The organism is Desulfoprunum benzoelyticum (assembly GCF_014201505.1).
In the GTDB taxonomy this organism is placed as follows: Bacteria; Desulfobacterota; Desulfobulbia; order Desulfobulbales; family Desulfocapsaceae; genus Desulfoprunum; species Desulfoprunum benzoelyticum.
On the sequence record NZ_JACHEO010000003.1, the window covers coordinates 156659 to 181976 of the forward strand.

The 25318-nt window shown below is 59.9% G+C and carries 17 protein-coding genes and 1 pseudogene; 13 read left to right on the plus strand and 5 right to left on the minus strand.

Going from position 1 to position 25318, the window contains the following annotated elements; genetic code table 11:
* Positions 1-377: 377 nt before the first annotated feature.
* Together HNQ81_RS04920 and HNQ81_RS04925 are read right to left on the minus strand one after the other, a co-directional pair.
* Positions 378-2381 carry a multiheme c-type cytochrome gene (locus HNQ81_RS04920; RefSeq protein WP_183348910.1) on the minus strand — a complete coding sequence of 668 codons (2004 nt, stop codon included), beginning with the start codon at positions 2379-2381 and terminating at the stop codon, positions 378-380.
* Between the two features lie 18 nt (positions 2382-2399).
* Positions 2400-2762: a hypothetical protein gene (locus HNQ81_RS04925; RefSeq protein ID WP_183348912.1), complete on the minus strand. Its 363-nt coding sequence runs from the start codon at positions 2760-2762 to the stop codon at positions 2400-2402.
* Positions 2763-3184: 422 nt separating this feature from the next.
* On the opposite strand from HNQ81_RS04925, the gene HNQ81_RS04930 reads away from it, so the two are divergent.
* The 12 genes from HNQ81_RS04930 (at position 3185) to HNQ81_RS04985 (ending at position 22295) form a co-directional block, all read left to right on the plus strand.
* Complete coding sequence (locus HNQ81_RS04930) at positions 3185-5242, plus strand: PAS domain-containing sensor histidine kinase (protein ID WP_183348914.1); 2058 nt, start codon at positions 3185-3187, stop codon at positions 5240-5242.
* A 245-nt stretch (positions 5243-5487) separates the two neighbouring features.
* Positions 5488-7251 (plus strand): sigma-54 dependent transcriptional regulator, encoded by a 1764-nt coding sequence (locus HNQ81_RS04935; protein WP_221270826.1) that lies wholly within the window; start codon positions 5488-5490, stop codon positions 7249-7251.
* Between the two features lie 414 nt (positions 7252-7665).
* The gene (locus HNQ81_RS04940) at positions 7666-12162 is read left to right on the plus strand and encodes a choice-of-anchor O protein (protein WP_183348916.1); all 4497 of its coding nucleotides are present in this window, start codon (positions 7666-7668) and stop codon (positions 12160-12162) included.
* A 151-nt stretch (positions 12163-12313) separates the two neighbouring features.
* Positions 12314-15775: a choice-of-anchor O protein gene (locus HNQ81_RS04945; RefSeq protein ID WP_183348918.1), complete on the plus strand. Its 3462-nt coding sequence runs from the start codon at positions 12314-12316 to the stop codon at positions 15773-15775.
* 183 nt (positions 15776-15958) lie between these two features.
* Positions 15959-17281, plus strand: a complete 1323-nt coding sequence (locus tag HNQ81_RS04950; protein WP_183348920.1) for a S8 family serine peptidase — start codon at positions 15959-15961, stop codon at positions 17279-17281.
* 230 nt (positions 17282-17511) lie between these two features.
* Positions 17512-17832, plus strand: coding sequence for an early set domain-containing protein (locus HNQ81_RS04955; protein WP_183348922.1), 321 nt, complete (start codon positions 17512-17514; stop codon positions 17830-17832).
* Positions 17833-17897: 65 nt separating this feature from the next.
* Positions 17898-18821, plus strand: a complete 924-nt coding sequence (locus HNQ81_RS04960; protein ID WP_183348924.1) for a hypothetical protein — start codon at positions 17898-17900, stop codon at positions 18819-18821.
* A 53-nt stretch (positions 18822-18874) separates the two neighbouring features.
* Positions 18875-19348, plus strand: a complete 474-nt coding sequence (locus tag HNQ81_RS04965) for an RNA polymerase sigma factor (protein WP_183348926.1) — start codon at positions 18875-18877, stop codon at positions 19346-19348.
* Between the two features lie 2 nt (positions 19349-19350).
* Positions 19351-19917, plus strand: a complete 567-nt coding sequence (locus HNQ81_RS04970; RefSeq protein ID WP_183348928.1) for a glycogen-binding domain-containing protein — start codon at positions 19351-19353, stop codon at positions 19915-19917.
* Positions 19918-20091: 174 nt separating this feature from the next.
* The gene (locus HNQ81_RS04975) at positions 20092-21138 is read left to right on the plus strand and encodes a hypothetical protein (protein ID WP_183348930.1); all 1047 of its coding nucleotides are present in this window, start codon (positions 20092-20094) and stop codon (positions 21136-21138) included.
* A gap of 58 nt (positions 21139-21196) precedes the next feature.
* Positions 21197-21508 carry a hypothetical protein gene (locus tag HNQ81_RS04980; RefSeq protein ID WP_183348932.1) on the plus strand — a complete coding sequence of 104 codons (312 nt, stop codon included), beginning with the start codon at positions 21197-21199 and terminating at the stop codon, positions 21506-21508.
* A gap of 112 nt (positions 21509-21620) precedes the next feature.
* Positions 21621-22295 carry a DUF2202 domain-containing protein gene (locus tag HNQ81_RS04985; protein WP_183348934.1) on the plus strand — a complete coding sequence of 225 codons (675 nt, stop codon included), beginning with the start codon at positions 21621-21623 and terminating at the stop codon, positions 22293-22295.
* A gap of 151 nt (positions 22296-22446) precedes the next feature.
* Here HNQ81_RS04985 and HNQ81_RS18070 read toward each other — a convergent pair.
* Together HNQ81_RS18070 and HNQ81_RS04990 are read right to left on the minus strand one after the other, a co-directional pair.
* Positions 22447-22527 (minus strand): annotated as a pseudogene (locus tag HNQ81_RS18070) (hypothetical protein); the annotation flags it as partial.
* Positions 22528-22825: 298 nt separating this feature from the next.
* Positions 22826-23047 carry a DUF3124 domain-containing protein gene (locus tag HNQ81_RS04990; RefSeq protein ID WP_183349066.1) on the minus strand — a complete coding sequence of 74 codons (222 nt, stop codon included), beginning with the start codon at positions 23045-23047 and terminating at the stop codon, positions 22826-22828.
* Positions 23048-23192: 145 nt separating this feature from the next.
* On the opposite strand from HNQ81_RS04990, the gene HNQ81_RS04995 reads away from it, so the two are divergent.
* Positions 23193-24812: a class I adenylate-forming enzyme family protein gene (locus HNQ81_RS04995; RefSeq protein WP_183348936.1), complete on the plus strand. Its 1620-nt coding sequence runs from the start codon at positions 23193-23195 to the stop codon at positions 24810-24812.
* Positions 24813-24897: 85 nt separating this feature from the next.
* On the opposite strand, the gene HNQ81_RS05000 is transcribed toward HNQ81_RS04995, so the two are convergent.
* Positions 24898-25164, minus strand: coding sequence for a hypothetical protein (locus tag HNQ81_RS05000; RefSeq protein ID WP_183348938.1), 267 nt, complete (start codon positions 25162-25164; stop codon positions 24898-24900).
* Between the last annotated feature and the right edge of the window lie 154 nt (positions 25165-25318).

Sequence of the window (25318 nt, forward strand, 5' to 3'; positions counted from 1 at the left end):
CCCAATCAGGCATACCTTCATCTGTTTATGGGCCGTTACGAAATAACGATGACATCTTCACACATTTCGTTACGGCCCCTTATGCCGGTATCGACACTGCACCGTTACGGTTATTTTCATACAACGGCTCTTCGGATCAACCCGCAGATTCTCCGATTTCCCTTGAATGATTCCGGAATACCGCGGAGCCGAGTTCAATTATCATACATAACGATCAGCAGTGTACATCGTTACACCTTGGAGAAATTATTTCACTGGCAGCCAAGGCAGGTCATCGGCAAAATCCCGCTTTGTGGCAAGGTCACCGATACGAATGAGGCCGCCCCAATTCCTGCCACGCCCTACCGTCGTTCCAGATTGATCGCGCCGATCGGGGTTCACTGTTCACCCCCCTGCAGGGAATACAGTTTCCTGCTTATTCCATGATAAATTTTGGCGGCATACATAGCCATCAACACAAAGGCCGCCACAGTGTGAACCAGAGAACAGATATACAGGATTTCAGGAGTCAGCTGTTTTCTGAAAATCATACCCGCTCCGGTCAGAACCATCATCGTTATCAGGACTTTGCCGCCGGAAACCCCAAAATGGCAGATCGCTGTATTCATCTTCGGGAAGAACAGCCGGCGAATGACTGTACATCCCAGGATCGAGGCGACGAAGACGATCCCGCCGTTCCAGTGCAGCGTCATCGCTGTTTCCGGCGAGGCGAAAAATATCTGAATCAGGTTGATCTTGTTGAAGAAAAAGAACAGTCCCGTGCAGGCGAGAAACAGGAACCCGACATTGCGCACCAACAGCAGCAGGGCCACCACAGGGAGCATTCCGCTCGGAGACAACCGATCCAGAGTCGGCATCGGCATGACCTTCGCCCGACTTTCCCGGAACAGGATCAACGTGAAAACGGCGGCGAACAGCAGAGGTATGAGATATCTTTTGGCGGCATTGTACTTGTGCAGCTGATCAAGGTAGTACACACGGGAATCCTCATCAACGAAGAATCTGGCCATCAGCTTCTGTTTGCCCTCCTCGTGTTTGCCGTTCAGCCAGCTGGCGAAAATCGCCGCCCTTTCGGCATGACAATCGGCACAGCCTTTCGAACCCAAAGCCATCCCGGTCGGGGCGACATTATGGCTTATGTTGAAATTGTTCAGCTCCGCCGCCCAGGAGGTATCCTTCTCCATGGTGAGCTTGCCGGCTGTGTCGAGGTGGTAGACCACCCCATCACGGTGGTAACAGGGAAGCACCCGTTGAAAACGCGGATTGTCCTTCAGCGTTGCCGCAAGGGCATTGAGCATGACCGTAATCTCACCCGTCGTACTGATCAGGGGTTCTGAAAGCGCCTCCTGCTTGAATTGTGCAGAAACGGTTTTGTACGCCTTTTCCAATTCCCTGGCAAAGAGGGGGACATATACACCGTCAACCTCCTTGCTGGTGAACAGGTTGGGTCTGAAGGCATTGACCGGATACAGTTTCCGGTCCAGCCCCATGCTCACCTCGGGGAACCAGATCAGTTCACCGCCGACCTTCTTCGCTCCGCTCCTCGGATACAACCTGACCTTGCCGGTGGAGATATCGAGACCGAAGGCCGAGGAGCGTCCGAGCTGCGGGATATGGCACACCTCGCAGCCCAGTTTTTCCAGGTGGTTCGGGCGGACCTTGCGGTGCTCCGGCTTCGGCGCCCCCATATACCCCGCCTCGTGGCACTGTTTGCAGGTCCGCATGGTGCCGTCGAGATCGTCACGGACCGTCGACAGATTTTCATTGCCTTTAGCCAATTGGTGTTCCTTGTTGCCGGGATGGCAATGACTGCACTTGATATTTCTGGCATTGTGAATGTCATGATTGCCGTGGTCATTCCAGGAAAATCCCCTCTTGAGCATGTCCGCCGGCCCGTGGCAGAACAGACAGTTTCCCGAGTTGGGTTCAGCCTCCAGGCTGAAAACGATTTTCCCGTCATCGTTAAAAAACCGTTTGTTATAGACGACTTTTGGTGTCTCCCCGGCCTGGACCGAGCCATTGACCAGACCGACACCGGAACCGGCAACGATCGCCCACTGGTAGTTCAGCATATCGAGATTTTTCACTCGCTCCTTGAAAGAATAGCCGGGCAGGTGGCAGATCAGGCAGTCTGCCTCGACAACTCCCGATCTATCCCATTTGCTCTGAAAATAGTCGCCGTCAAACGATGCCGCCAGTTCCGGGTTCTGCCGCAATCGCTCGTCGTAGCGGAAACCGTCGCGGTCATACTCCATTCCGCCGCCGCCGGGGTGACAGCCGCCACAACCGGGTTTGCCGACATCGGGGCTGGCGCCGGCAGTGACCCAGCTGAACGAGGTAAGGTCGATCTGCTCGGCGAAGCCGTTGTTTTTTTTCGCCAACTGGCGAAACGACGGCGGTCAGTGCTTGCCCATCATCCCGTCCGACAGCACCCACGGCATTTTCTTGTCATAGGTATCGCTGATCTTCTCCCAACCCTGCTGAAAATGAAACCCTTTCGTAATCAGGTCGTAATCGTGACATGCCCCGCATGTTTTGCGGCTGCTGAACGGTTGATCGGCATTTTCTCCGGTCAATGGGTTGATGACATCCCCCTGGCTGTTGCGGAGGAAAAACGACCCGCACGTCTTGGACCCGGCAAGCACAAGCCCCGCATTCACTCCTCCAAGACAACATACGGCAATTATGGCGACCCCTATTGTTAAGAAGGTTTTTTTGATATCATTGACTTGAGAGTGGCTGGCAGCGACAGGTTTTCCCATGATACACCCCTCTTCAGTATGGTTTTGAATCAACAGGAAAATTTTCGACTACCGGGGGAAATGTCTGCAATACCGATTTGCCAGACCATTTCGATGCTCTTTCTCATCCCCAATAGTCTGCAGGGAGGGTACGGCTCCTTCCCGGTCATCGCCGGCACTTCGTTACATCGGCGTGGGACCTCGAAGGTCTCGAACTTGATGTCTTCAAAGAACATGCCAATAGGACCTGTTGCCGCCTCTGCTTCATTTTACACATGTTTCCTGCTAGTTAGATCTAAAGGATTCATGATCGGGCAACCGATGCCCCACGCATGGAGTGTGTCATGATGCACGTCAGGCAATGGCACAGGAGTGGGTAGTGGCACACTTTTCCGCCGCTCCCGCCATTCCGGAAATCAAACCCTTTGCTTCAGGGGTGTCCGATGCGAGAAAGACTGAAAAAATTTTTCGGCCGATCTTCCCACATCATCTGGATCGGCGCCTGTTTAGCTGCCTCCTCCTGGCTCATTGAATCGGCGGTACATAGGTATTTTTTTAACGCCGGGCCGTTCTGGACCCATGTCATCAGTCCCGATGGCCACGAAACCTGGATGCGTCTGATCGTTGCAGCGCAGTTGATGGTCTTCAGTCTTTATGCCCAGAAGCTCATCAATCATCGATTGCGCATCGAATCGGCCCTCGTTGCACGTGAAAAAGAGGCACAGGATATTCTGGAGCACAACCCTGCGGCCATCGTCCTGGTCGACTGCGACACCCGCACAATCGCCTACGCCAACCACAACGCCTTGAATATGGTCAACGTGCCTGCCGACAAGATGGTCGGCGAACTGTGCAACACCTATCTGTGCCGGACGGCAAAAGGAAAATGTCCGATTCTCGATCTGAACAAGCAGTGGGACATATCCGAGCGGGAAATCATGACCGCCGCCGGCAGGACCATCCCGATCCTCAAAAACGTTACAACCGTCACGTACAAGGGAAAACCCCACCTGCTGGAGGCATTCTTCGATATCACCCCCCAAAGACAGATGCAGCGATCCCTCAAACAGGCAAATATCGAACTGGTGAAAATATTCCAGACCGCATCGGTCGGGATGCGACTGATTGATCGAAATTTTACGATATTGAAGGTGAATCGGGAATTCTCCAGGCTTTCCGGAGTCGCTCCCGAAGATGCGGTGGGGAAAAAGTGCTTCGATGTGTTCAGCGGCGAATTCTGCCACACTGCCAACTGTTCGTTACGAAGGGTTATGGACGGGAGAGCGTTGAAGAGCTACGAGGTCAATAAAACCGGCGCCGACGGCTCGACCTTTGTCTGCAGCCTCAACATCTCACGCTTTGTAGGAATTGACGGAATGGTCGGGGTGGTGGAGTCGTTCAAGGATATAACGGAGCTCAAAAGAATCCAGAATCAACTGCAATCCGAACGGGATCTGCTGCACCGCATTCTCTTTCATCAGTATGAAAATCTGGGCATCATCAACGACCGCTATGAACTGGAATACCAGAACGAGATGCTCGCCGCATTCACCAGAGGAAAAGAGTCACGTCGCTGTTACGAGGTCTTCCGTTATCGCCCCGACCCTTGCGACGACTGCTTCATGCAGCGGGCCTTTCAGTCGGAGTCGATCCAGCGCTGCGAGTTCGACACCACTTCCGGCTCGAGCTACCAGCACACCTATACCCCGTTCGTCGACAACAACGGCAAGAAAAAGGTCCTGCTGTCCCGGCGCGACATCACCGAAACCAAGGCGTCCATCGCCTCGGCTATCGGTTCCGAACGCCTGGCTGCCCTGGGAGAACTGGCTGCCGGCGTCGCCCATGAGATCAACAACCCGATCAACAGCATTATCAATTACGCCCAGATCCTGGCCAACAAGACCAACACCGGCGACCAGCTCAACACGATCTCCAACCGGATCATCGGTGAAGGCGACAGGATTGCCGCCATCGTCGCCAGTCTGCTGTCGTTTGCGCGGCAGGAAAACGGCGACCGCAAGCTGGTCGACGTATCGGACCTGCTCCAGGAAATATTGACCTTGATCGGCGCTCAGCTCCGAAAAGACGGAATTAAATATGTCATCAACATCAACGGCGATCTGCCGCCGGTGTATGCCGCAACCCAGGAGATTGAACGGGTCTTTCTCAACATCATCAACAACAGCCGCTATGCGTTGAACGAAAAATTTTCCGGCGCCGCGGACATGAAGAAACTGGATATCGATATCGGCGTGGTTCCGGCCAACGGTCGGAATTTTCTGAGGATCGTTTTCACGGATTACGGCGTCGGCATTACGGCCGATCTGCTCTCAAAGGTCATCAATCCTTTTGTTTCCACCAAACCGAAGGGCCAGGGCACAGGTCTCGGCCTCTCCATCAGCCAGCGGATCGTCGAAAACCATGGCGGCAGATTCGTCATCGACAGCGTTGACGGGGAGTACACCAGGGTGACCGTCGACCTCCCCAGCCGCCAAAGGTGACGACGGATACGGATATCATTCCCGGATATTTCCGCATATTCGGAAAAATCCGGAATTATGGATGACTGATGGGCGATTCCAACCTTTTTGTCGGGAAAGACGTTGCTCAAAATATAAATGATATCGATGATAAATAGAAATAAACTTGATTTGGTCAAAATTTTGCATGTACAATTGATTACAGCAGGCCGAAGCTTTCCGAACCTCTTTCAATTGGCGTATCCTCACAACTTTGCAGGGCGGCAATGATGAAAAAGAGAATACTGATTGTCGATGACGAAGAAGGTCTCCGTTTCACAATGGATGTGTTCCTGAGCGAGGAAGGCTACGAGGTGGCCCTGGCCACCAACTATGACGAGGCCGTCGCCCGGATGGCCGAGGCAACGTTCGACCTGATGTTCATCGACATCGTCATGGAGGGAAAATCAGGGATCGAGCTGCTCCGCACCGTCAAGGCCGACAACCCCAATGCCCAGGTCATCATCATTACCGGGGCGCCGAGCGCCGAAACGGCGGCCGAGGCCCTCAGGCTCGGGGCACTCGACTATATCGTCAAGCCGATTCGCCAGAACGAACTGATCAGGGCCGCCGGCCTGGCGTTGCGCCATAAACAGCTGGCCGACGAAAAAGACCGTTACCGCCTGAACATCGAGGCGATTTTCCGAAGCGTCAAGGACGGGATAGTGACCGTCGATGCCAATATGCGGCTCGTCGATACCAATACTGCCGCCATGCAGATCTGCGGTTTCGGCAGGGACACCTGCGCCGGCGCAGCGCTCAGGTCGATCACCGGTCGCTGCAGCGGCGCCTGCCTCCCGGTCCTGAAGGAGATCCTGGCGACGAAGAAGGAAATCGCCGTCGACCACATCGAGTGCCATCGGGAAAATGCGCAGAATCAGGTCGTCAGCATCAGCGCCTCGCCGCTGATCGACCATCGGCAGCAATTTACCGGCTGCGTCATGGTCATGCGCGATGAAACCAGATTGTACCATCTGGAAAAAAACCTCATCGAAAACCAGGCAATGGAGCGGCTGATCGGGGTCAGTCCGGAGATGACGCGGGTCAAAGAGCTGATCAAGGCCCTGGCCGATGTGCAGACGACGGTGCTCATCACCGGCGAAAGCGGCACCGGCAAGGAACTGACCGTCGAGGCCCTGCACAGTGCCGGGACCCGCCGTGATGCCCCGCTGGTAAAGGTCAACTGCGGGGCGCTGGCCGACAGCATCCTCGAGAGCGAGCTGTTCGGCCATGTGCAGGGGGCCTATACCGGTGCGGTCAAGGACCGGATCGGCCGGTTCCACCTGGCCAACGGCGGCACGATTTTCCTCGATGAAATCGGCGACATTTCCACTAAGATGCAGCTGCAGCTGCTGCGGGTCATCGAGAGCATGTCGTTTGAACGGGTCGGCAGTTCCCGCACCGAGCAGGTCGATGTCCGCGTCGTCGCCGCGACCAACCGCGATCTCGCCGCCAAGGTGGCGGCCGGGGAATTCCGCCAGGACCTCTACTACCGGTTGAAGGTCGTGCAGCTCGGCCTGCCGCCGCTCAGGGCGCGCCGAGAGGATATCCCGCTGCTGGCCCGCCACATGATCGACAGGTTCAATCGCAAATTCAACAAGCAAATCAAAGCGATGTCTTCCGAAGTCGAACACCTTTTTCAACAGTACCCGTGGCCGGGCAATGTCCGCGAATTGGAAAACTGCCTCGAATATGCCTTTATCATGTGCAATCACAATGTCATAACCGTCTCCCATCTGCCGGTCGAGATGCAGGCCCGGATCGGCAGTCCACCCCAATCAGTCGGCCGGAACAGAGCCCTGGAAGTTGAACGCATCGAACAGGCGCTCGAAAAAACCGCCGGCAACAAGGCCAAGGCGGCCAGGATGCTGAGCATGAGCCGCCGGACCTTTTACCGCAAGATGAATAAACTGGGGTTGACCCTGATGACCCCTGATCTTGCGCAAGATAAAGGCGGGCACGATACAGCGGAGATGGTTTCAGAAAACTGAACAACCCGTGATGTGGCACCCTGCTGACAATTGAGAGCGGCTCTTGTTCTGTCGCTTCTCCCCCGCTGTTGTCACCCCCTCCCCTCCCCCCTGTCACGCCCGATGTCACACTTTGCCCTGGCACACATCTGTGCCGTGACGCATCCCACCTGTCCCAATGTCTCTCTTCCGTTCCACCACCCTCTGGATAAAAAACGCACAATTCTGGATTGTTGAGCCGTACCTTCGGTGAATTTCACGGCCGTCCGCCGCATGGCACGACTCTTGTTAGAGAAACAACAACATCAGTTGCGGCCGGGGTGGCTTCCGGAACCACGCCCGGCTCGGAACGATTGAACCCTGTTTCGGTTATTGAACCCCAATTCACCTGATCCCGTCACCGCTACAGAACGACGGGATCAAAAGGAGGTAGCGATGAAACAATGCAGATGGCTCACCACCCTGCTGGTCCTGCTCCTGACCGCAGGGATGAATTCGCCCGCCGTGGCGGACTGGGTGGAGGTCGGCACCCCGCCGCTCGTAATCACCGAATCGGCTCCAACAGTGAGTACTACCGGTGGGCCCGCTACGGTGAAAGTCACGATCTGGAACAGTTCTGATGAGGACATTGATGGGAAACTGCGGCTTGTCGTTGATGATGGCCAAGTACCGAGCAACGCCTTGCTGGCCGGTGAGGAAGGCAGCGATCCAACCCCGTATTTTGAGCTCAGTACCCTCGAGGAAGATTTTTTCAATTCCAATGAGGCAACTGACGTATACATGGTGTTCGATTCGTTGAGCGACGCCGAAAGTGGCTATACCCTGAGCGTCCAGATCAACGACGAGTCGGTTTCGTCCGAGATCTTCCGCAAGAAGATCTCCAAGACCCCGGAACGGTACAGCGGCGAAGCCCTGATGAAGCTGATGGAGGTCTATGTCCCGGCCCGGAGCACCAAGGGCCTGTCCTACATCCGTGACACGGCCGGCGAGCTCGTCGTCTGCTGCGCCGTCGGCGAGGTGTCCGAGGAATGCGTCGACTGTTCCACGAAGACGGAGGGGGATTTTGCCAAGGTCAAGCCCCTGATCGTTTCCTATATCGAGGAAGAGGAAGATGTCCTGTTCAACAACGTCCCCGATTATGACGCCAATGGAGATGGATATCCAGACCCGGAAGCAGGCAATCGCTATGCCCGCGATGTCCATACCGCCGTCTCCCTCGACGACGGCCTGACCTGGAAGCGGACCAACCTGTCCCGCACCGCGGTCAAGTCATCCTACACCATTGTAAACGGCGTCAAGTACCCCGGCGACTCGGAATCGCAAGACCTGACCGTTGCCGGCCACTACGCCCTGGTCACCTGGGTCGACAAGTACTGCCACAGCAACAACCCCTGGGACCTCGAAGCTGCCGAAGACCTCTATCAGGTCATGGGCGACCAGCGATCGAAGGATTATCTCGATGTCAAGGGCGACGAGGATCCCCGCCCGGACCTGGGCGAGCGCCCCTTCTCCTGCGTCATGGCGGCCAGAGGCGTGCTGCAACTGGACCCGGAATCCGCCGACTACGGCGAGATCGTCTGGTACAAGCCCCAGCAGCTGTCGACCGGCCGCCGGGATGCGATCCACAATTTCACCGCCGCCGTCGAACCGGTCTATGACGGCAGTGCCGTCCCGATTCCCGGGACCGGCGGTTTCGCCGTCACCTGGCAGGAAGACCCCGGCGGCCTGAAGACCGGCCATGGCCGTGGTCCGGGGGCCGGCATGACCGGGGCCTCGACCAACCACAAGACCGATATCTGGTACAGCTATATCGGCTGGGACCTGTTCGACGACATCGACACCGCCTTCGTCCCCACCGAGGGCGGAGACGAGGCGCTCCCGATCGGCGATGCCGACGGCAACTCCGAATACGTCTGCCCCACCTGCGGTTATGTCTACGATCCGGAGGTGACGGGAGTCAAATTCACCGACCTGGACCAGAACTGGGTCTGCCCGGAGGATGGGACCCCGAAGAGCGAATTCGTCAAGGTCTCCCGCCCCCATGCCCTGCACACCATGTCGCCGCCGGTGCCGATCACCGACAACGCCGTGTGTCGGGAGAAAATAGAGGAAACCGTTGTTGTCCACGTACACACGGATGACATCGATTGCAACTACTCCTATGAGGGCGGCACCAACAGCGAACCGTTGCTGTGGGAGGATCTGCCCGCAGAATGGAAGTGCCCCAAATGCGGCGCAGGTAAAGACACCTTCACGACGGCTACCAAAACGCGCAACATAGGCGCTCCGTATTGTGACCAGTTCGCCGCCAACCCGCGCGTCGATGGCGACGGCAAATATGCCAAACCAGACTCCCTGGCCGCGGATGTGGCCTTTTACAGCCAGGACGGCGACTGGAAGGATGCGAACGGCAACTTCGTCAGTGCCGAACCCGGTGATGCCACCATTAAAGAAGACGGCACCGCTGTAATCGGCGACACCCGCGTCTACTGGAGCGGCGAGCCCCTCGACGGCAACACCGGCGCCTCGCGGGCCAACCTCGCCCTGGTCAACCATAACAACCAGACCCTGGCCCTGGTGGCCTACGAGGAGACCAAGGGCGTCGGGGTCGGCGGTGACAAGGTGGCGGCGGCGATGGAGCAGAAGGCCCCCTACCCGCTGGTGAAGATGGGAGAGAACAGCTGGGAGGCCGGCGCCATCAACTCCGACTGCCGCAGCTGCCATTACGGGCATGAGGTGCCGCGCGACCGGTATATCCCTGTGGCCAACAAACTCACCTGTGAAATCACCAAGGGCGGGATCTGGAAAGGTCCGGAGGGTTCGGAGACAGACGGGAAGTGGACGGCCAGCGCAGAGGATTGGGAAACCTGGCTTGCAGATTCGGCAAACCTGCCTGCCTATTACCCTTACACCGGCTATCCGTACCTGACGGATGCACCAGTCGCGGAACTTCCTGCCGGTGTTACCACATACAAGCCCGGCACGGAGACCGAAGTTCTCGTCCCATGCATCAAATACGTGGGCGGGAAGGGAATGTTTGCCCGCGACGTCCCGACGGAACAACGGGATCCCGATGCCTACTACGACCTGCCCGACCACATGCCGGGCTGGCACCAGGAGGCACTGAGCTGCACCGACTGCCACCTGCCGTACAACACCAAGGACCTGGATAAAGACGGGGTCATGGACCGGGTCGATTTGTGCCTCATGACTCCGGCAGATGAGATATACTTAGATTCTGAAACATACTTAACATCGTTTAATCATGACACGGGCTGCTCCGAGTCGCAGGACCCGACCGCCCCCGACAACAACAAGGACGCCGTAAAGAAGTACCGCCACGGCAAGAACGTCTACTATCATCACTTCGATTTTGCCCATCCCGAGGCCATCGACCACGGCGACCAGATCAACCTGCCCAATGATGACGCCTGGGTGATGGACAACGATGATTATGAAAACGCCCGCCGGGTGCGGCTGGTGATCAACGAGGCCTACGATCCGGCCGGCGGCGCCGACGTGACCCTGGGCCTGCTCTACAAGGAGGGCAAGGACGGCCAGGGGGCCCCGGCCGACGCGATGCTGCGGCTGTTCCGCAACGGTTTCGAGGCCGAGAACCTGGACCCGAAACCGCTGAACATGAGTTCCTCCACCGCCGCCTGGTTCAAGGACCCGGCAGATGTCGGCAACGTCGCCGGCACCGGCGACAACGCCGCCGGCGACGGCAGCGACGACCTGCTCGGCAACCGCAACACTCCGAGTATCGACCACTACTACTGGACCGACGCCAACCTCGATGATACGAGCGGCTTCTGGCTTGAAGACGGTGGCGATAAGCAGTGGAAAGACGATGGCTACACCCCGAACGTCGACGGCAACCCGTTCGAGAACGTCTTCTCCGCCCGCCTGGAGATTCGCGGCAACACCATCGTCACCGGCTTCGCCCACTGCGCCAACTGGTCGGCCGGCAAGAAGGCCAAGGATTATTACGACTTCTATGTCCGGGTTTCGCGCGACAGCGGCCGCACCTGGACGTTGCCGTACAATGTGTCGAAGCTGCGGAACCACGAAGAATCGGTCTCCGACTGCCGGGTCATTCTGACCCCCGAGACCATCGACCAGCAGTATCCGGCGGAGCCCGGCAATCCGGCCGACATCTCGATGAACGGGGCGGCCGAGGTGTTCGAGGCCGGCGATTTCAACAACCCCAACATCCTCTTCGTCGGCATCGGCACCAAGGTCAATTCTCCACAGTTGTACCCCAGCGAGGACGAGGAGGACGAGGTCGAGATCTTCAAGGATGTCTTCTACTCGAAGGGCACGATCACGGGGACCACCGGCGGTGAGGGTGGGAATCTGGCGTTGACCTTCGAAACTGAAAAGAAAGAGAACCCCCAGTACGATCCACTCGCAGAACCACCCAGTAAGCAGTACCTGGATTCTCAGGGCCTTGATACAGAATTAGCCGAAGATCCCTACACCGGAATCCCCAACAAGCCCAACCCGGCCTATGGAGAATTTATCGACGGATTTGACTGGATGGCCCAGGGCGATGCCAACCAGGGTGATGTCCAGTTCGGCACCAACCCGTTCGGCACCAAGCTGTACACGACCTGGGAGCAGGAGCTGCCGATCGTCGAGGACGACGGCCAGCAGCACTTCCAGGGCTCCGACGTCTGGTTCCGCAAGGTTCCGTATCCCGATCCCGGCTCCGCCTCCGACGGTGATGTCGACGGCGACGGCGATACCGACTGGGACGACGGCCTGCTGATCACCGACAGGATCGGCACCACCGCCTACGACACGGATTTTCTGTGGGCCGGCGACTATATCTCCGATTTCCGGATCACCGGTCATGACTTCAACCGCTGGAAAGTCCAGTACGCCAAGGAGATGCTGAAGCAGAAGCGCCTGACAGTAGTAGCCGAATAGAGATGGCGAAAGTTGAAGCCCGCAGCCGGGGAAGGCGAATCTCGAACCGGCTGCAGCTTCAGGGGCATGAAACAACGGGAGCGGCGGCCGCACCGGCTGCCGCTCCCCACCGCAAACCGGCAGCCGGCAACCGGCGAGGGAGGACTGAGGAATGAAGACCATACAACGAACGCTGATGGGCATGGGCATGCTCATCCTGGGGACAACCGGGGCCGTCGCCGACGACGGGCCCATGTTCCGCAAGAATGTTTCAAACACCCCGGATCTGGAGACGGAGTTTGCGACCATCCGCATGCTGCCGATTTACGTTCGGCCGCAGACATCGAGCGGCGAACTCCTCCCGACCATCGATTACCTGAAAGCGGACGGTACATCAGCCGAGACCCGCGAGTATGTCCGCCCGCTGATCAACCATTATACCGACGGCGCCGTCACCTTCATCGAGGCGGAGGGCTACGGCGGCTTCCCCGGCCACGGCAAGCGCGACGCCTATGGCGCGGTCAGCCTCGATGACGGCGCCACCTGGAAGCGCACCAACCTGTCGAAATCCGGCGACCTGTCATCGATCAAGATCAAGGTGGGGAAGAAATGGGTCCCCTACTACGGCGACGTCGGCCGGACCTTCACCGCCTCGGACGGCAACCAGGTGCTGGTCACCTGGGTGAGCAAGTACTGCGGCAGCGGCAGCCCGGCCTACTCGATGACCGACACCGAGCGGGCACTGCTCGCGCCCTACCTGGCGGAATCAGGAACGGTGACCGATGCCGGAGTCTGCACCGATGGCGATCCTCTGACCACCTGCCCCTACCTCGAGGACAGTTTCGGTGTCAGCGGCTCGCAAGGCGTGCAGAGCGCCGCCGATCTGGCCGAGGACGGCTACCCGCTGGTCGGCGATTACCCCTACTCCTGCGTCTGGGCGGCGCGGGGAGTGATGCTGCCGCCGGCCGAAGAAGGAGGGGTCAGCAGCTTCACGTGGTTCAAGGCCGAACGGCTGAGTTCCGGTGTCCGCAGCGCCAACCGGCCTGAGGCGGTGTGCGTCAAAGGCGCCGGCTGCGTCGTCACCTGGCAGGAGGACCCGGACGGAATCCGCCCCGGTGAGGGCGAGGGTCCAGGCGAGGGCTGGAGCGGCGCCGTCGCCCACCACCAGACCGACACCTGGTACTCTTTCATCGACTGGGACGACTTTGACATAGTCAGTGCGGACGGCACGTACGGGACGTTCTATGACACGACAGGGGACCTTGCGGTCTGGGTCGCGGCCAACCCGACCGGCAGCCCGCAGGCGGGGGTGCCGATGTCGGTGCCGATGCGCCTGACCGACAATGCCATGTGCACATCCCCGGACAGCAAACCCTACTGTTCCGCTGACTATAATGGGAACGGTACCCCCGACTTCTGCGACTCCACCGTCCCGGTCGACATCGTGACCCCCGAGGGACCGATCCAGACCATTCAGATGTGCGTGGCCGAGGATGGTCGATTGATGCGCGGTACCACTGCCTCGACCCGGGCTCGGCTCGGCCTGCACGGCTATTCCACCAATACCGGCTGTGCTTTCGACAAGGCCAATCCCGATACCTGCCCGATCGACAGCGCCTGGTTCTACGTAACCTACGAGGAGAACAAGGGCCTGGGCGATATCTGCGACGACGGCTATTGCGAAGACGGGGAGCTTACCGAGGCCGACAAGCGTGACATGGGCAAGAACGTCTGGTACCACACCTTCGACATGTTCAAGCCGGAACTGGTCTCGCAGGGCCTGATGCTCAACCAGCCTGCAGTCTACCAGGCTGACTGGGCCGACCCCACCGGCCTGCTGGAAGAAGCGCCGTTGTCCGGCTTCAATTTCTACGCCTTCACGGCCGACCCGATCTACGAAACCCAGGCAGGCATCACGACGACCACCCTCTACCAGACCGAGATCGCCCGGCGCCCGAGCGTCATCTCCCAGGACTGGTACGATGCCGGCCCGAGCGGCCTGGTGGGTTTTCAGCTGTGGAAGCAGGGGATCATCCGCCGCGGCGGCCCGGCCGACATCATGGCCCGGCGGTTCGTGATGTCCTCTGCTGCAGAGCAAGTATGCACGACCGAATACAAGGTATGTACGGCCGAACCGGTGTGTACGACAGAGAACGTGTGCACGACAGAGAAGGTGTGCACAGACAATGCGCTCAATCCTGCATACGATTACAAAGCCAGTATCTGCAAGAAAAATCCGCTCCAGTCGCGATGCCTTCCCTATCTCGATGGCAACGGCACTCCGACCCTCGAGCCGCAAACCTGTGAGGAGGAGGTCGAAATCTGCAAGGATGTTAACACCTGCAACGACGAGACCACCTGCGAGACGGTGGAGTCCTGCGATGGCGTCGAGAACTGCGAGGCGGTCGAGACCTGTCCTGGCGGGGTGGATGACAACGACAACCCCTACGGCTACGACAAGATGGAATGCGTAAACCCGGACGGCTCCTCCGCCTGGGCCTTCACCGATGGCTCCAACCCGCGATACGTCAAGGGGTTGTGCGCCGCCCCGGCGATCAACATCTCGGGCAACACCATCCTCACCAGCGAGACCTGCGGGGATGCGGCCGGTTGCCTCACGGCCTTCCCGTTCAACGACTACTTCGACGATCTCGACATGACCGATGCCGAGCCGATCTCCAAGATCTATACCTGGGCGCAATACGGAGTAGGCTACGACGAAGAATCACCGACAACAGCGTGGGCACTGCATGATGCAGACAACTCCCTCGACGACCAGTCGTGGGAAAACCCCTACGACATGGCCAAGGGCCACCGCGGCTTCCTCGCCGGCGACATGGTCATGGCAATGTACGGCTGGACCAACAACTGGAAGGCCCTGACCGAGGCCAAGGACATCGTCAACCTCTATGTCCGCCGCTCCTTTGACGGCGGCAGGACCTGGACGACGCTGCCGGCCAGCTTTACCCACACCAACGGCATCACCTACAGCGGCGACGGCACCACGACCTGCGAGTTCATGGGACCCACGGGGACCGAGACCGAGGTCCCGGTCTGCGTAACCTATGACGCCGGCGAGTTCGAGCAGGCCCGCAACGTTTCCCAACTCCTCGGCTCGAAGGTGACGGTCCTCGATCCGCGCTACACCCCGACCACCCGCACCATCAACGAGGCCTGGATCTCGACTTCGTCGCTGCCGGAGGGGTTCACTGCCCCGCTGTATGACGACGACACCCGTGATCCGTCCCGTTTCTTCATGGTCTACGAGACGGGCCACAGCAGCGCCTACGATGCCGGCGAGGCCCCGCCGCTCGACCTGTTCTACAGCCGGGGAGTCGACTGGGGCGACGACTACCTGGTCTGGGCCGACACCGCGGCAGAGTGCCTGGAAACGGTAGAAGGTTATCCTGATTTCTGCAACGAATTCGACGCCATCGAGGGCAGCCAGCTGTTCGAGTCGGGCGAGGCTTCGGTCACCTGCAGCCCGGGCGGCCAGTTCTTTTATGCGGTCTGGAACCAGTGGGATTTCGACAAGGACGGCAACGAAATCGGTGCCGACGACTGGTTCCGCCGCATCCTGTTCCTGGAACCGGAGGAAGAAACGACACCCACGGTTGAAACCACCAGCAAGTAAGATCAACCCCTGAACGAAGGAGTCTATCGATCAAACGAAGCCGCGGGAACCGCATGGTCCCGCGGCTTTTGGCATCTACAGACCGTCGCCGATTTGACTGTTCGGTCCCGGCGCGATACGATCAACCGTAACCCTTGTTCCTTCACCGCTTGTCAACACTTTTGCAGGAGGAGACACCATGAAATGGATTACCGCCACGCTCTGAAGGGCTTTTCGATCAAAATTCCGCCCCAGGCGGTCTCCGGGCTGCAGCACAATCCCCGGGTCAAGTACGTGGAGGCCGACCAGATCCGCTATGCCTTCGGGCAGACGACTCCCACCGGCATCCAGCGCATTTTCGCCCCCAATAACACAAATATCGGCATCAACGGGGACGATGTTCGCGTCGATGTCGACGTCGCCGTCATCGACACCGGGATCGACCTGCAGCACCCGGATCTGAATGTGGGCGAAGGCGTCAATTGCACGCTCTACCGGTTGGATGCTCAGTGCGTGCCCGGCGGCGATGACGACCACTACCACGGCACCCACGTCGCCGGCACCATCGGGGCGCTTGACAACGGTGAGGGGGTGGTCGGCGTCGCCCCCGGGGCCCGGCTATGGCCGGTCAAGGTGCTGAATAAACGCGGCAGTGGCTATAGCTCGTGGATTATCGCCGGGATCGACTGGGTCGCCGATCCGGACCATGGGATCGAAGTGGCCAATATGAGTCTGGGCGGGGCCGGGTTCAGCCAGGCCGAGTACGACGCCATCCAGGGCGCCGTGGATGCCGGGGTGGCCTTTGCCGTCGCCGCCGGCAACGAGGATGACGATGCCGCCAACTACTACCCCGCCGCCTTCGGCAATGTGCTCACGGTCAGCGCCCTGGCCGATTTCAACGGCCTGCCGGGCGGTGGCGCCGCCCCGACCTGCTACACCGACGTCGATGACACCCTGGCCGATTTCAGCAACTATGGCGAAGCCGTCGATATCGCCGCCCCCGGCGTCTGCATCCTGTCGACCTATCCCCTCGAGCAGGGCGAGTACGGCACCATCAGCGGCACCTCGATGGCCAGCCCCCATGCGGCCGGGGCCCTGGCCCTGCTGGCGAGTGCCGATAATCCGGAGGATGCCGATGATGTTTACAATCTTTACCGCGCTGTCATAATCGCCGGCAACTATGAGTGGACCGACGATGCCGAATTAGTCGACGGCATCAAGGAACCGCTGCTCGATGTGAGCAATACGAACATATTTGCTCCTGTTTTCATTGGCGATAGTGAAACCAACATCGCTTTGACCGTTACTACCCGCATCAAAGCAGTCAATAAATACGCGGATCTGAAATGGAGCGGAGCTGATTCAGTAAATGTGGACATCTATCGGGATGGCAAGATCATTGTAACTACACTTAACGACGAAGCCTACACCGACAAGGTTTCCAAAACCACGACATCCGCCATCTACCAGGTGTGCGAAGAAAAGACGAAAACCTGCTCGAACGTTGTTGATAACGTCACTTGGTAATCGGCGAGAGCGGCGGTGGGGCAAAAAAATACGGCTCATGCTGTAACCTTTTTCCAGTCTGTACGTTTCAATAAACTGTAGATGGCCGGGGGTGGGAATTCAACGCAGCCTCCCCCGGCAAGTTTGCAACGCTCTCCCCGGCTCCGGTCGCAGCACCGAATCTCTCGCCCTGCCGGCGACCGGCTTGTTGTTGACGGGGTAGATTCGCTCCTCAACCTGGAGATCCACCTGTGAAGTTCCTGCTACCGCTCCTCGGCGGTCTGCTGTTGCTGGCCGGCTGCTCGACCCACTCCCACGGCCTGCACAACGGCGTCGTCACCCTGTACCTCGATGTCCCGGCCGGCAGGCAGGTGTCCCTGGCCTGCAGCCGCGACGGCTTCGTGCCCCACCCGGCCCGCCGGGAGCATGGCCGGTGGGCGGTGTCGCTGCCCGCCGACGGCCCGTTCCGCTATTTCTATCTGGTCGACGGCGCGGTCTATGTCCCGCCCTGCCGGCTGCGGGAGAAGGACGATTTCGGCGCCGACAACTGCGTTTTCGACCCGGGGCTGTAACCTTTTCCTCCCTGTTCCGTTATATCATTGCAAACACCAATCAGGACGACCCCATGGAGGGCGCTATGAACAAGTTGCTCTATCTGCTCGTGGTACTGTGCGGCGTGTTGGCCGTGCCCCCTGCCTTTGCCGACGAGTGGGAGGGCCTGACCCTGCAGGAGCGGGAACGGGTGCAGTTGCAGAGCAGGGAGATGAGCGAACTGGGCATCCCGGAGACGCCGGCGCGGCAGATGCTGATCACTATGCACCGCAACCGCTTCAGCGAGCAGAATATGGCGCGGGCCCGGCAGATGGTGCTGGATGCCGCCCGGGCCGGTCTGCCCACCGAAGCGATGATGAATGAAGCCATGACCGGCATGGCCCGCCAGGCGCGGGAGCAGGAGGTCGTCACGGCGATGGCGACGGTGCGCAACCGTTACGATTATGCCGACCGGATGGCGAAATCCCTGGCGACCGAGCCCCGCCGGACCGAAACCATGCGGACGGCCATTGTCGACTGCCTGGCGACGGGGATGCGGCCGGCGGATCTGGAGGCGGTGCGGGACCGGCTGCAGGTCCGGAGCCAGGCCCGGCAGCGCACGCAGAACCGGGCCGAGGACGAGGCCCTGGCGGTGCAGACCATGCTGACCGTGGCCACCATGAGCAGGCGGGGAGTGCGGTCGCCGGAGGTTGCCGACATCGTCGGCCGGGCGCTGCAGCAGCAGTACACCTACCGGGAGATGGAACAACTGCGGCAGCGATTCGCCAACCGGGCCGTGGCGGAAGCGCCCCGGGCAATCGCCGCCCGCCATGCCGCCTCGATCGGCCGGGGTGACGGCCCCGGCCCGACGGCTGGAGCGGGGGCCGGCGGCGGTAATGCCGGTAGCGGCAACTCCGGCGGCGGCAATGCCGGCGGCAGCGGCGGTTCCGGAAATTCCGGTTCCGGAAATTCCGGCGGCGGCAATGCCGGCGGTGGCAACGGGGGCGGCGGTCATGGCGGCGGCAGGTAGAAACATCCCCCTTTGCATCGAGCGGCGCCTGGTTGCACGGGGTCGCTGACGCCATGGAAGCGTGCGACCGTTTTTACCGCGACAACCGGGAGCGGATCCTCGCCTTCCTGCTCCACCTGACCGGGGACTACGATCTGGCCCGCGATCTGGTCCAGGAAAGCTTCGCCCGCTACCTCTCGCGCTACGGCCGCGACAGCGGCAATCTTGCCCTGCTCTATACCATCGCCCGCAATGCCGCCCTCGACACCTTCCGCAAACGGCGGGAGAGCCAGGCGGGGGAGCGGGAGGCGGTCGGTCGCGACCGCGACCCGGAAGGCAGATTGATCGAGCGGCAGGAGTTCGACACGGTGCTCGCCGCCGTCCGCCAACTCGACGACATCGACCGGCAGCTGATCTCCCTGCTGGCGACCGGGACCTTTTCCTACAAGGAGATCGGCGGCATGCTCGATATCAGCGAGGCCAACGTCAAGGTCAAGGTGCACCGGGCGCGGCTCAGGCTGAAGGCAATTCTTGCCCAGGGAGAATGACAATGGATTATCTGGCCAGCATGTACATCGACAACGAGATGGATCTGGGAGAAAAGCGGCAGTTCGTCGAGATGGTCCATCATGACGACGAGTTCTATGCCCTGACCGTCGACCTGCTGGACCAGGAACAGCGGCTGCGGCAGCTGCCGGCCATGGCGCCGCAGCCGGCGGTCGCACAGCAGTGGCGGCCGCCGCTGCGCCACGTCCTGGCCAACCTGATCAGACCCTTCGGCTTCGCCGCCGCCGGCTTTGCCGCCGCCGTGCTGATGGTCAACACGATCTCCTTCAATCCGCCGCCGTCGCCGAGCAGCAACCGCTTCGTCCTGTTCGAGCCCGCCGCCGAGCGAGTGGAGCTGACCGGATCGTTCACCGGCTGGGAGCGCGTCGCCATGCAGCGCCTCGGCGCCAGCGGCTACTGGGAACTGCGGCTGCCGGTGCCCGCCGGCGAGCACCGTTTCGCCTACATCCTCGACGGCGACAAGCGGATGGCCGATCCCACCCTCCCGGCCGTCGAGCGCGACGACTTCGGCGGCGAGAACTCGATCCTCAGCGTCGAGGTCCGGATCTGAAACACTGCCGCCGACTGTCGGCGGCATGATCCCGCCGGCTGCCGGCGCAGCCCACCACAATTTTTTACCCGTGATTGTAACCTTTCCTTTCCCAGGCCGTTGTACAGGCAACACAACGTTCACCGCAATATCCCGGTGAGAAGAAAATCTATATTTGATCGCAGAGAGGAGATTATGAAAAAAATCGTATGCATGATGGTGGTTCTGTGCTGCTGGGCGTCGGCCGCCTTCGGTGAAGAATGGGAGGGGATTCCCCTCCAGGCCAGGGAATATGTGGAGTTGCAGACCAGGACCATGAGCGGTCTGGGCATCGCCGAAGAGCCGGCGCGGCAGATGTTGACCCTGATGGTCCAGAACCGTTTCGAGAAGCGGACCATGGTCCAGGCCCAGCAGCTGGTGATGGCGGCCGCAAAAGCCGGACTACCCACCGAGCCGGTGATGAGCAAGGCGATGGAAGGCATGGCCAAGCAGGTCCCGGAACCGCAGATCATCGCGGCGATGGAAAGGGTGCAGCAGCGCCACGAGTATGCCAACCGCCTGGCGAAATCCCTGGTGACTGAGAAAAAGAATGTCGACGCGGCCAGCCTGGCCGTGGCCGACAGCCTGGCGGCGGGGATGCAGCCGGAGGATATCGAGACGGTCAAGACCCGGTTGCAGACCCGGACCCGGTTGCAGACCCGGACCCAGACCCGGACCAGGACGAATCAAGCCGAGGACGAGGCGCTGGTGGTGCAGACCATGGGGGCCGTACGCACCATGGCCAGGCTGGGGATCAACTCTCCGGAGGTTGCCGACATCGTCAACCAGGCGCTGAGCGATGATTATACTTCCAGTGATATGAGAGCTCTGGGCGATCAGCTGGCAAGCGATGGCGGCAAGCAGTCAGCGGCGGCGATCGCCGGCAGCCATGCCGACTCCAGCGGCAAGGGGAGCGACACCCAGCGGGGATCCGGTAGCGCTATCGGTTCGGCCAACACCGGTTCCGGCTCCAGCGGCAATTCCAGCGGCTCCAGCGGCTCCAGCGGCAGTTCCGGCTCCAGCGGCAATTCCAGCGGCTCCAGCGGCAATTCCAGCGGCTCCAGCGGCAGTTCCGGCAGCAGCGGCTCAAGCGGCAGCTCCGGCAGCTCCGGCAATTCCAGCGGCTCAAGCGGCTCCAGCGGCAGCTCCGGCTCCAGCGGCGGTTCCGGCTCCAGCGGCAATGGAGCGGGCGGTCAAAGGTAGAAACAACTGCCCGGCGGCCGCCAGTCTCCGCCCCGGCATATCCACTTAGGGGACCTCAATGTCGACGACAACCGTTTCCAGCAAACAGAAGACCGATACCGTCGGGTGCGGCAGCAGCTGTCGGTACTGGAACCGGAGCTCGTTCCGCTGCAATATGAGGCGTGAGGGGGTGTTCATCCCCCTCGCGCACGACATCACCACCTATTGCCTGACCAATAATTTTACTTCCTGCCCTCGCTACATGGCCCCTGCGGTCCAGCGCCCGAGAAATTTACGGGTGAACGGCAGGGAGACAACCCGCCGTCACCCCTCAGGATCCGCTCTTCAAGTCATCCAGCAGCCGCTCCAGGCGGCCGCCCCCACGCCGTGATTCAGCCCTGACCTTGACAGCCGGACGATGAAGACCCGTCCGGGGGATGCGCAGGGGCACGACGCCCAGGCGAAGAATATCACCTCACCTACAATCTGGAAGGAGAAAAAAGATGCGTTCCTTGAACAGAAACAGACGGGCTTTTCTGAAGGCCGCCTCCGTAACACTTGCCGGGGGATTGCTTGCCTCCAGGGCATCGCAGGCAGCCGCGGCCTTCCTGGCTTCGGCCGAAACAAAAATCCTGACGGGGGAACCCCTGGACGCCACGGAAATCCATCATCTGGAATTTATCCGGGAGGAGGAAAAGCTGGCGCGCGACGTGTATATCGTCATGGCCGAAAAATGGGGCAATCCGATTTTCAGCCTGATTATCGAAAGCGAGCAGAGGCACATGGATGCCATGCTCAAGCTGCTGAATTATTTCGACATCGAGGATCCGGTCCCTGATGATGGTGTCGGATCGTTCACCAACTCCTATATCGGCGGTCTGTTCACCACGCTGACCGAACGCGGCATAGCCTCGGAAGACGAGGCCCTTGCCGTGGGCGCCTTCATCGAGGAATACGACATCCTCGATATCTGGAAGGCGGTCGGTGAAACGGATGTCGATCACATCAACGAAGTGTACACCAACCTCTACGAGGGCTCCTACAACCACCTGCGCGGGTACGTCTACAACTGGGAGAAGAACACCGGCAAGATTTATACGCCCCAGCTGATGGATCCAGAAGATTATAAAGATTGCATCGGATTTGATACCCAGGCAAAGCAGAAGCAGAACGGGTAAGGGCTGAGCGGACTGTTCCGGCCCTCGCTGCCGGCCCCTCCGCCCCCGCGCCGTGCCAGGCCAGGACCCGGCGCATCCGCTGCATGTTGCAGGGGCACACCATCCGCGAGGCCCCGGCCCGCAACAGTTTCGACTCGTTCTGCAGGTCGGCGGCCCGCGACAGCACGAAGATATCGGGTCTGAGCCCCTTGGCCGTCAGCGTGATGAAGACGTTGTCGTCGTCGCTGGACACCGCCGGTCGCCAGCCCCTTGGCGTCCATCAGACCGGCCTGCAGCAGGATATCATCGGCGGTCGCGTCGCCGACGCCCCTCCCGATTCGGCCGAAGCCGCATACGATGTCGTGTCCGGCCAGTTCAGCAAGGTGCTTGCCCAATTTTCGCCTCCCCAGGAGCTTGTACAGTTCCCCTTCGATAATGACCTTGGCTGTCTGACCCAGGATATAGGTCAGCAAGCTGATTCCCGAAACGATGATGACGGTGATGACCCTGCCGGGCAAGGGTTTCGACGGCCTGGGCCCGCGGCTGGGACCTCAGTTCTGCAGCATCTGATCCCTCGAGGTGAAGGAGATGCCGAACTGCGACTGGGTGCCGATCATGACGGTCTCGACGATCGGCGGGTTGGCGGGGGCCGCGGCCTGCCATTTGACGATGAAATTGGCGCCCGAGCCTCCGGAACTGTCGTCCTGGGGGATGACGGACGCCGCTGAAAGCTGTTGACGCCGCTCGACCTGAAAGCTACAATCCGGCCGCAGCTACAATACGATCGATTCTCGACCGGGAACACATCGCCCTTCCGTCCGCCTCCCCGACCCGGGATGCGGGACTGCGACCGAATCACAGCTTTTTTCGATTTTTCATTGCGTTACTTCGAATACTTCATCCTGGCTAAGAGGTTAGATGAAAGAGATAGAAACTATCAGAACCATGCTGGCGCGCAACCTTCGGTCCGGCGGAGACAGACCGGCCATCATCGCAGGCGGCAGGCGGCTGACCTTCCGGGAATTGACGGACCGGACCAACAGAATCGGCAACGCCTTGCTGAACCTGGGCCTCGTCAAGGGCGATCGGGTAGCGGTCCTGAGCCGCAACAGCCTGGAAAGCGCCGAATCGTACTTCAGCATTCCCAATGCCGGGCTGGTCCTGGTCATGGTCAACTTCAGGCTCGCCCCCGGCAACATCCTGGAAATCCTCCGCGATTCCCAGACCAAGATCCTGATAGTGACCGAACAATACGTCGGCCATCTGAAGCAAATCCGCGACGCCCTCACTTTTGTGAAACATATCGTTTACATAGGCGACAAGACCGGGATACCTGAAGACTGGCTGCATTATGAGACCCTGATTGCGAACGCCACTGCCGATGAACCCGAGGTGCAGATCAACGCCGACGACCTGGCGGCGCTGATGTATACGAGCGGCACGACGGGCGAGCCGAAGGGCTGCATGGCCACGCATCGCAATTTCTATCATGTCGGCAGGAGCATGGCGCATGAGCTGCAGATGCAGGAGGGTGATGTCGGCATCGTCCCCGTCGCGATGTTTCATGTCTCCGGCGTAGTGATTCTGCTGTGCGGCATCTACAGCGGCACCGCCTCGGTCATTATGCCGCGCTGGGATACGGAAGAATTCATGGCGCTTGTCGAAAAACACAGGGTGACGATGGGCCTGCTGGCCACCCCCATGCTGCGGTTTTTCGTCGACCATCCCAACAGCGGCGAATACGACCTCAGCAGCCTCAGGAAGCTGATGTTTGCCGGCGCGCCCGTCTCCGCCGTGGTCTTCAGGAAGGCCATCGACCAATTCGGCAATATCTTCATCCACGCTTTCGGGACGACCGAAACGATGGGCTCGGCGACCATTTTGAGAACCGAGGAGGTCGCTCAGGCGCTGGCCGAAGGAAGGACCGAAATTCTCGGCTCCTGCGGCAAAACCTATTGCGACATGGAAACCGAGGTCGTCGACGAGCAAGACCAACCCGTGCGCCCGGACGCCATCGGCGAGATCCGCATCCGCGGGACGGGGATGACGCGCGGGTACTGGAACAGGGAGGCGGAAACACGGGAGGTCTTCAGGAATGGCTGGTACTATTCGGGCGACCTGGGCACGGTCGACGCGTACGGCTACATCCAGATCAACGGCAGAAAAACGGAAATGATCATCACCGGTGGCGAAAATGTCTTTCCGGCCGAGATCGAGAATGCCCTGTACCAGCACCCGGCGGTCGCCGAGGTTGCCGTCATCGGCATTCAGGATCAGAAATGGGGCGAGGCGGTCACGGCCTTCGTGGTCAAGAAACCAGGGGCGCAGGTCAGCGAGGAGGAGCTCAAGGCCTTCTGCTCCAGGGTACTTGCACGCTACAAGGTGCCGCGAAAAATTTTATGGGTGGAGAACCTGCCCACCAGCACCAGCGGTAAGCTCTTGAAAAACAAGCTCAAGGTCCAGTATGTCCGGCGCCAGTTCCAGCAGGCCCGCAGCTATTTCGCCAAACGGTCGTTTGCCGTTTCGGAGGATGATTGACGCGCTCCGGCCGTCGCCGGGAGGGAAATGATCGCGTCCGGCACCTCTGTGCCGGACGCTACGCTCTGTCAGGCAGGAGCCGTCATCAATCCGACAGCCGCTTGGTGATGCGGTGGTAGGTGTCCTTCAGTTCCTCGCCGACGACCTTCGCCTTGGCGATGTACTCCTCCGAGGTCTCGGCGGCATCATCGGCGATCTCGGCGGCCTTGGTCTTGACCTGGGCCCATTTTTTCTCCGCCTCCGCGAATTCCTCCTTCATCTCCATCGAGGCCAGGTGCATCTTGAGATTGATCTGATCCCGTTCCATTCTCAGCTTGTCCATCAGTTTGTCGAACTCTTCCCTCAATTCCATGGTTCACCCCTTCGTTGAGATTCACTTGCAACCGCTGCCGCCGAGGCCTCCACTGCCCCGCAGTGCCGCCTGACAATGGCAAACTCCTCTTTACAGTTGTCACTGTTTTCGGGCCCGTCAACCTTCAACCGACGGCAGGCAATGACGCCGCGGA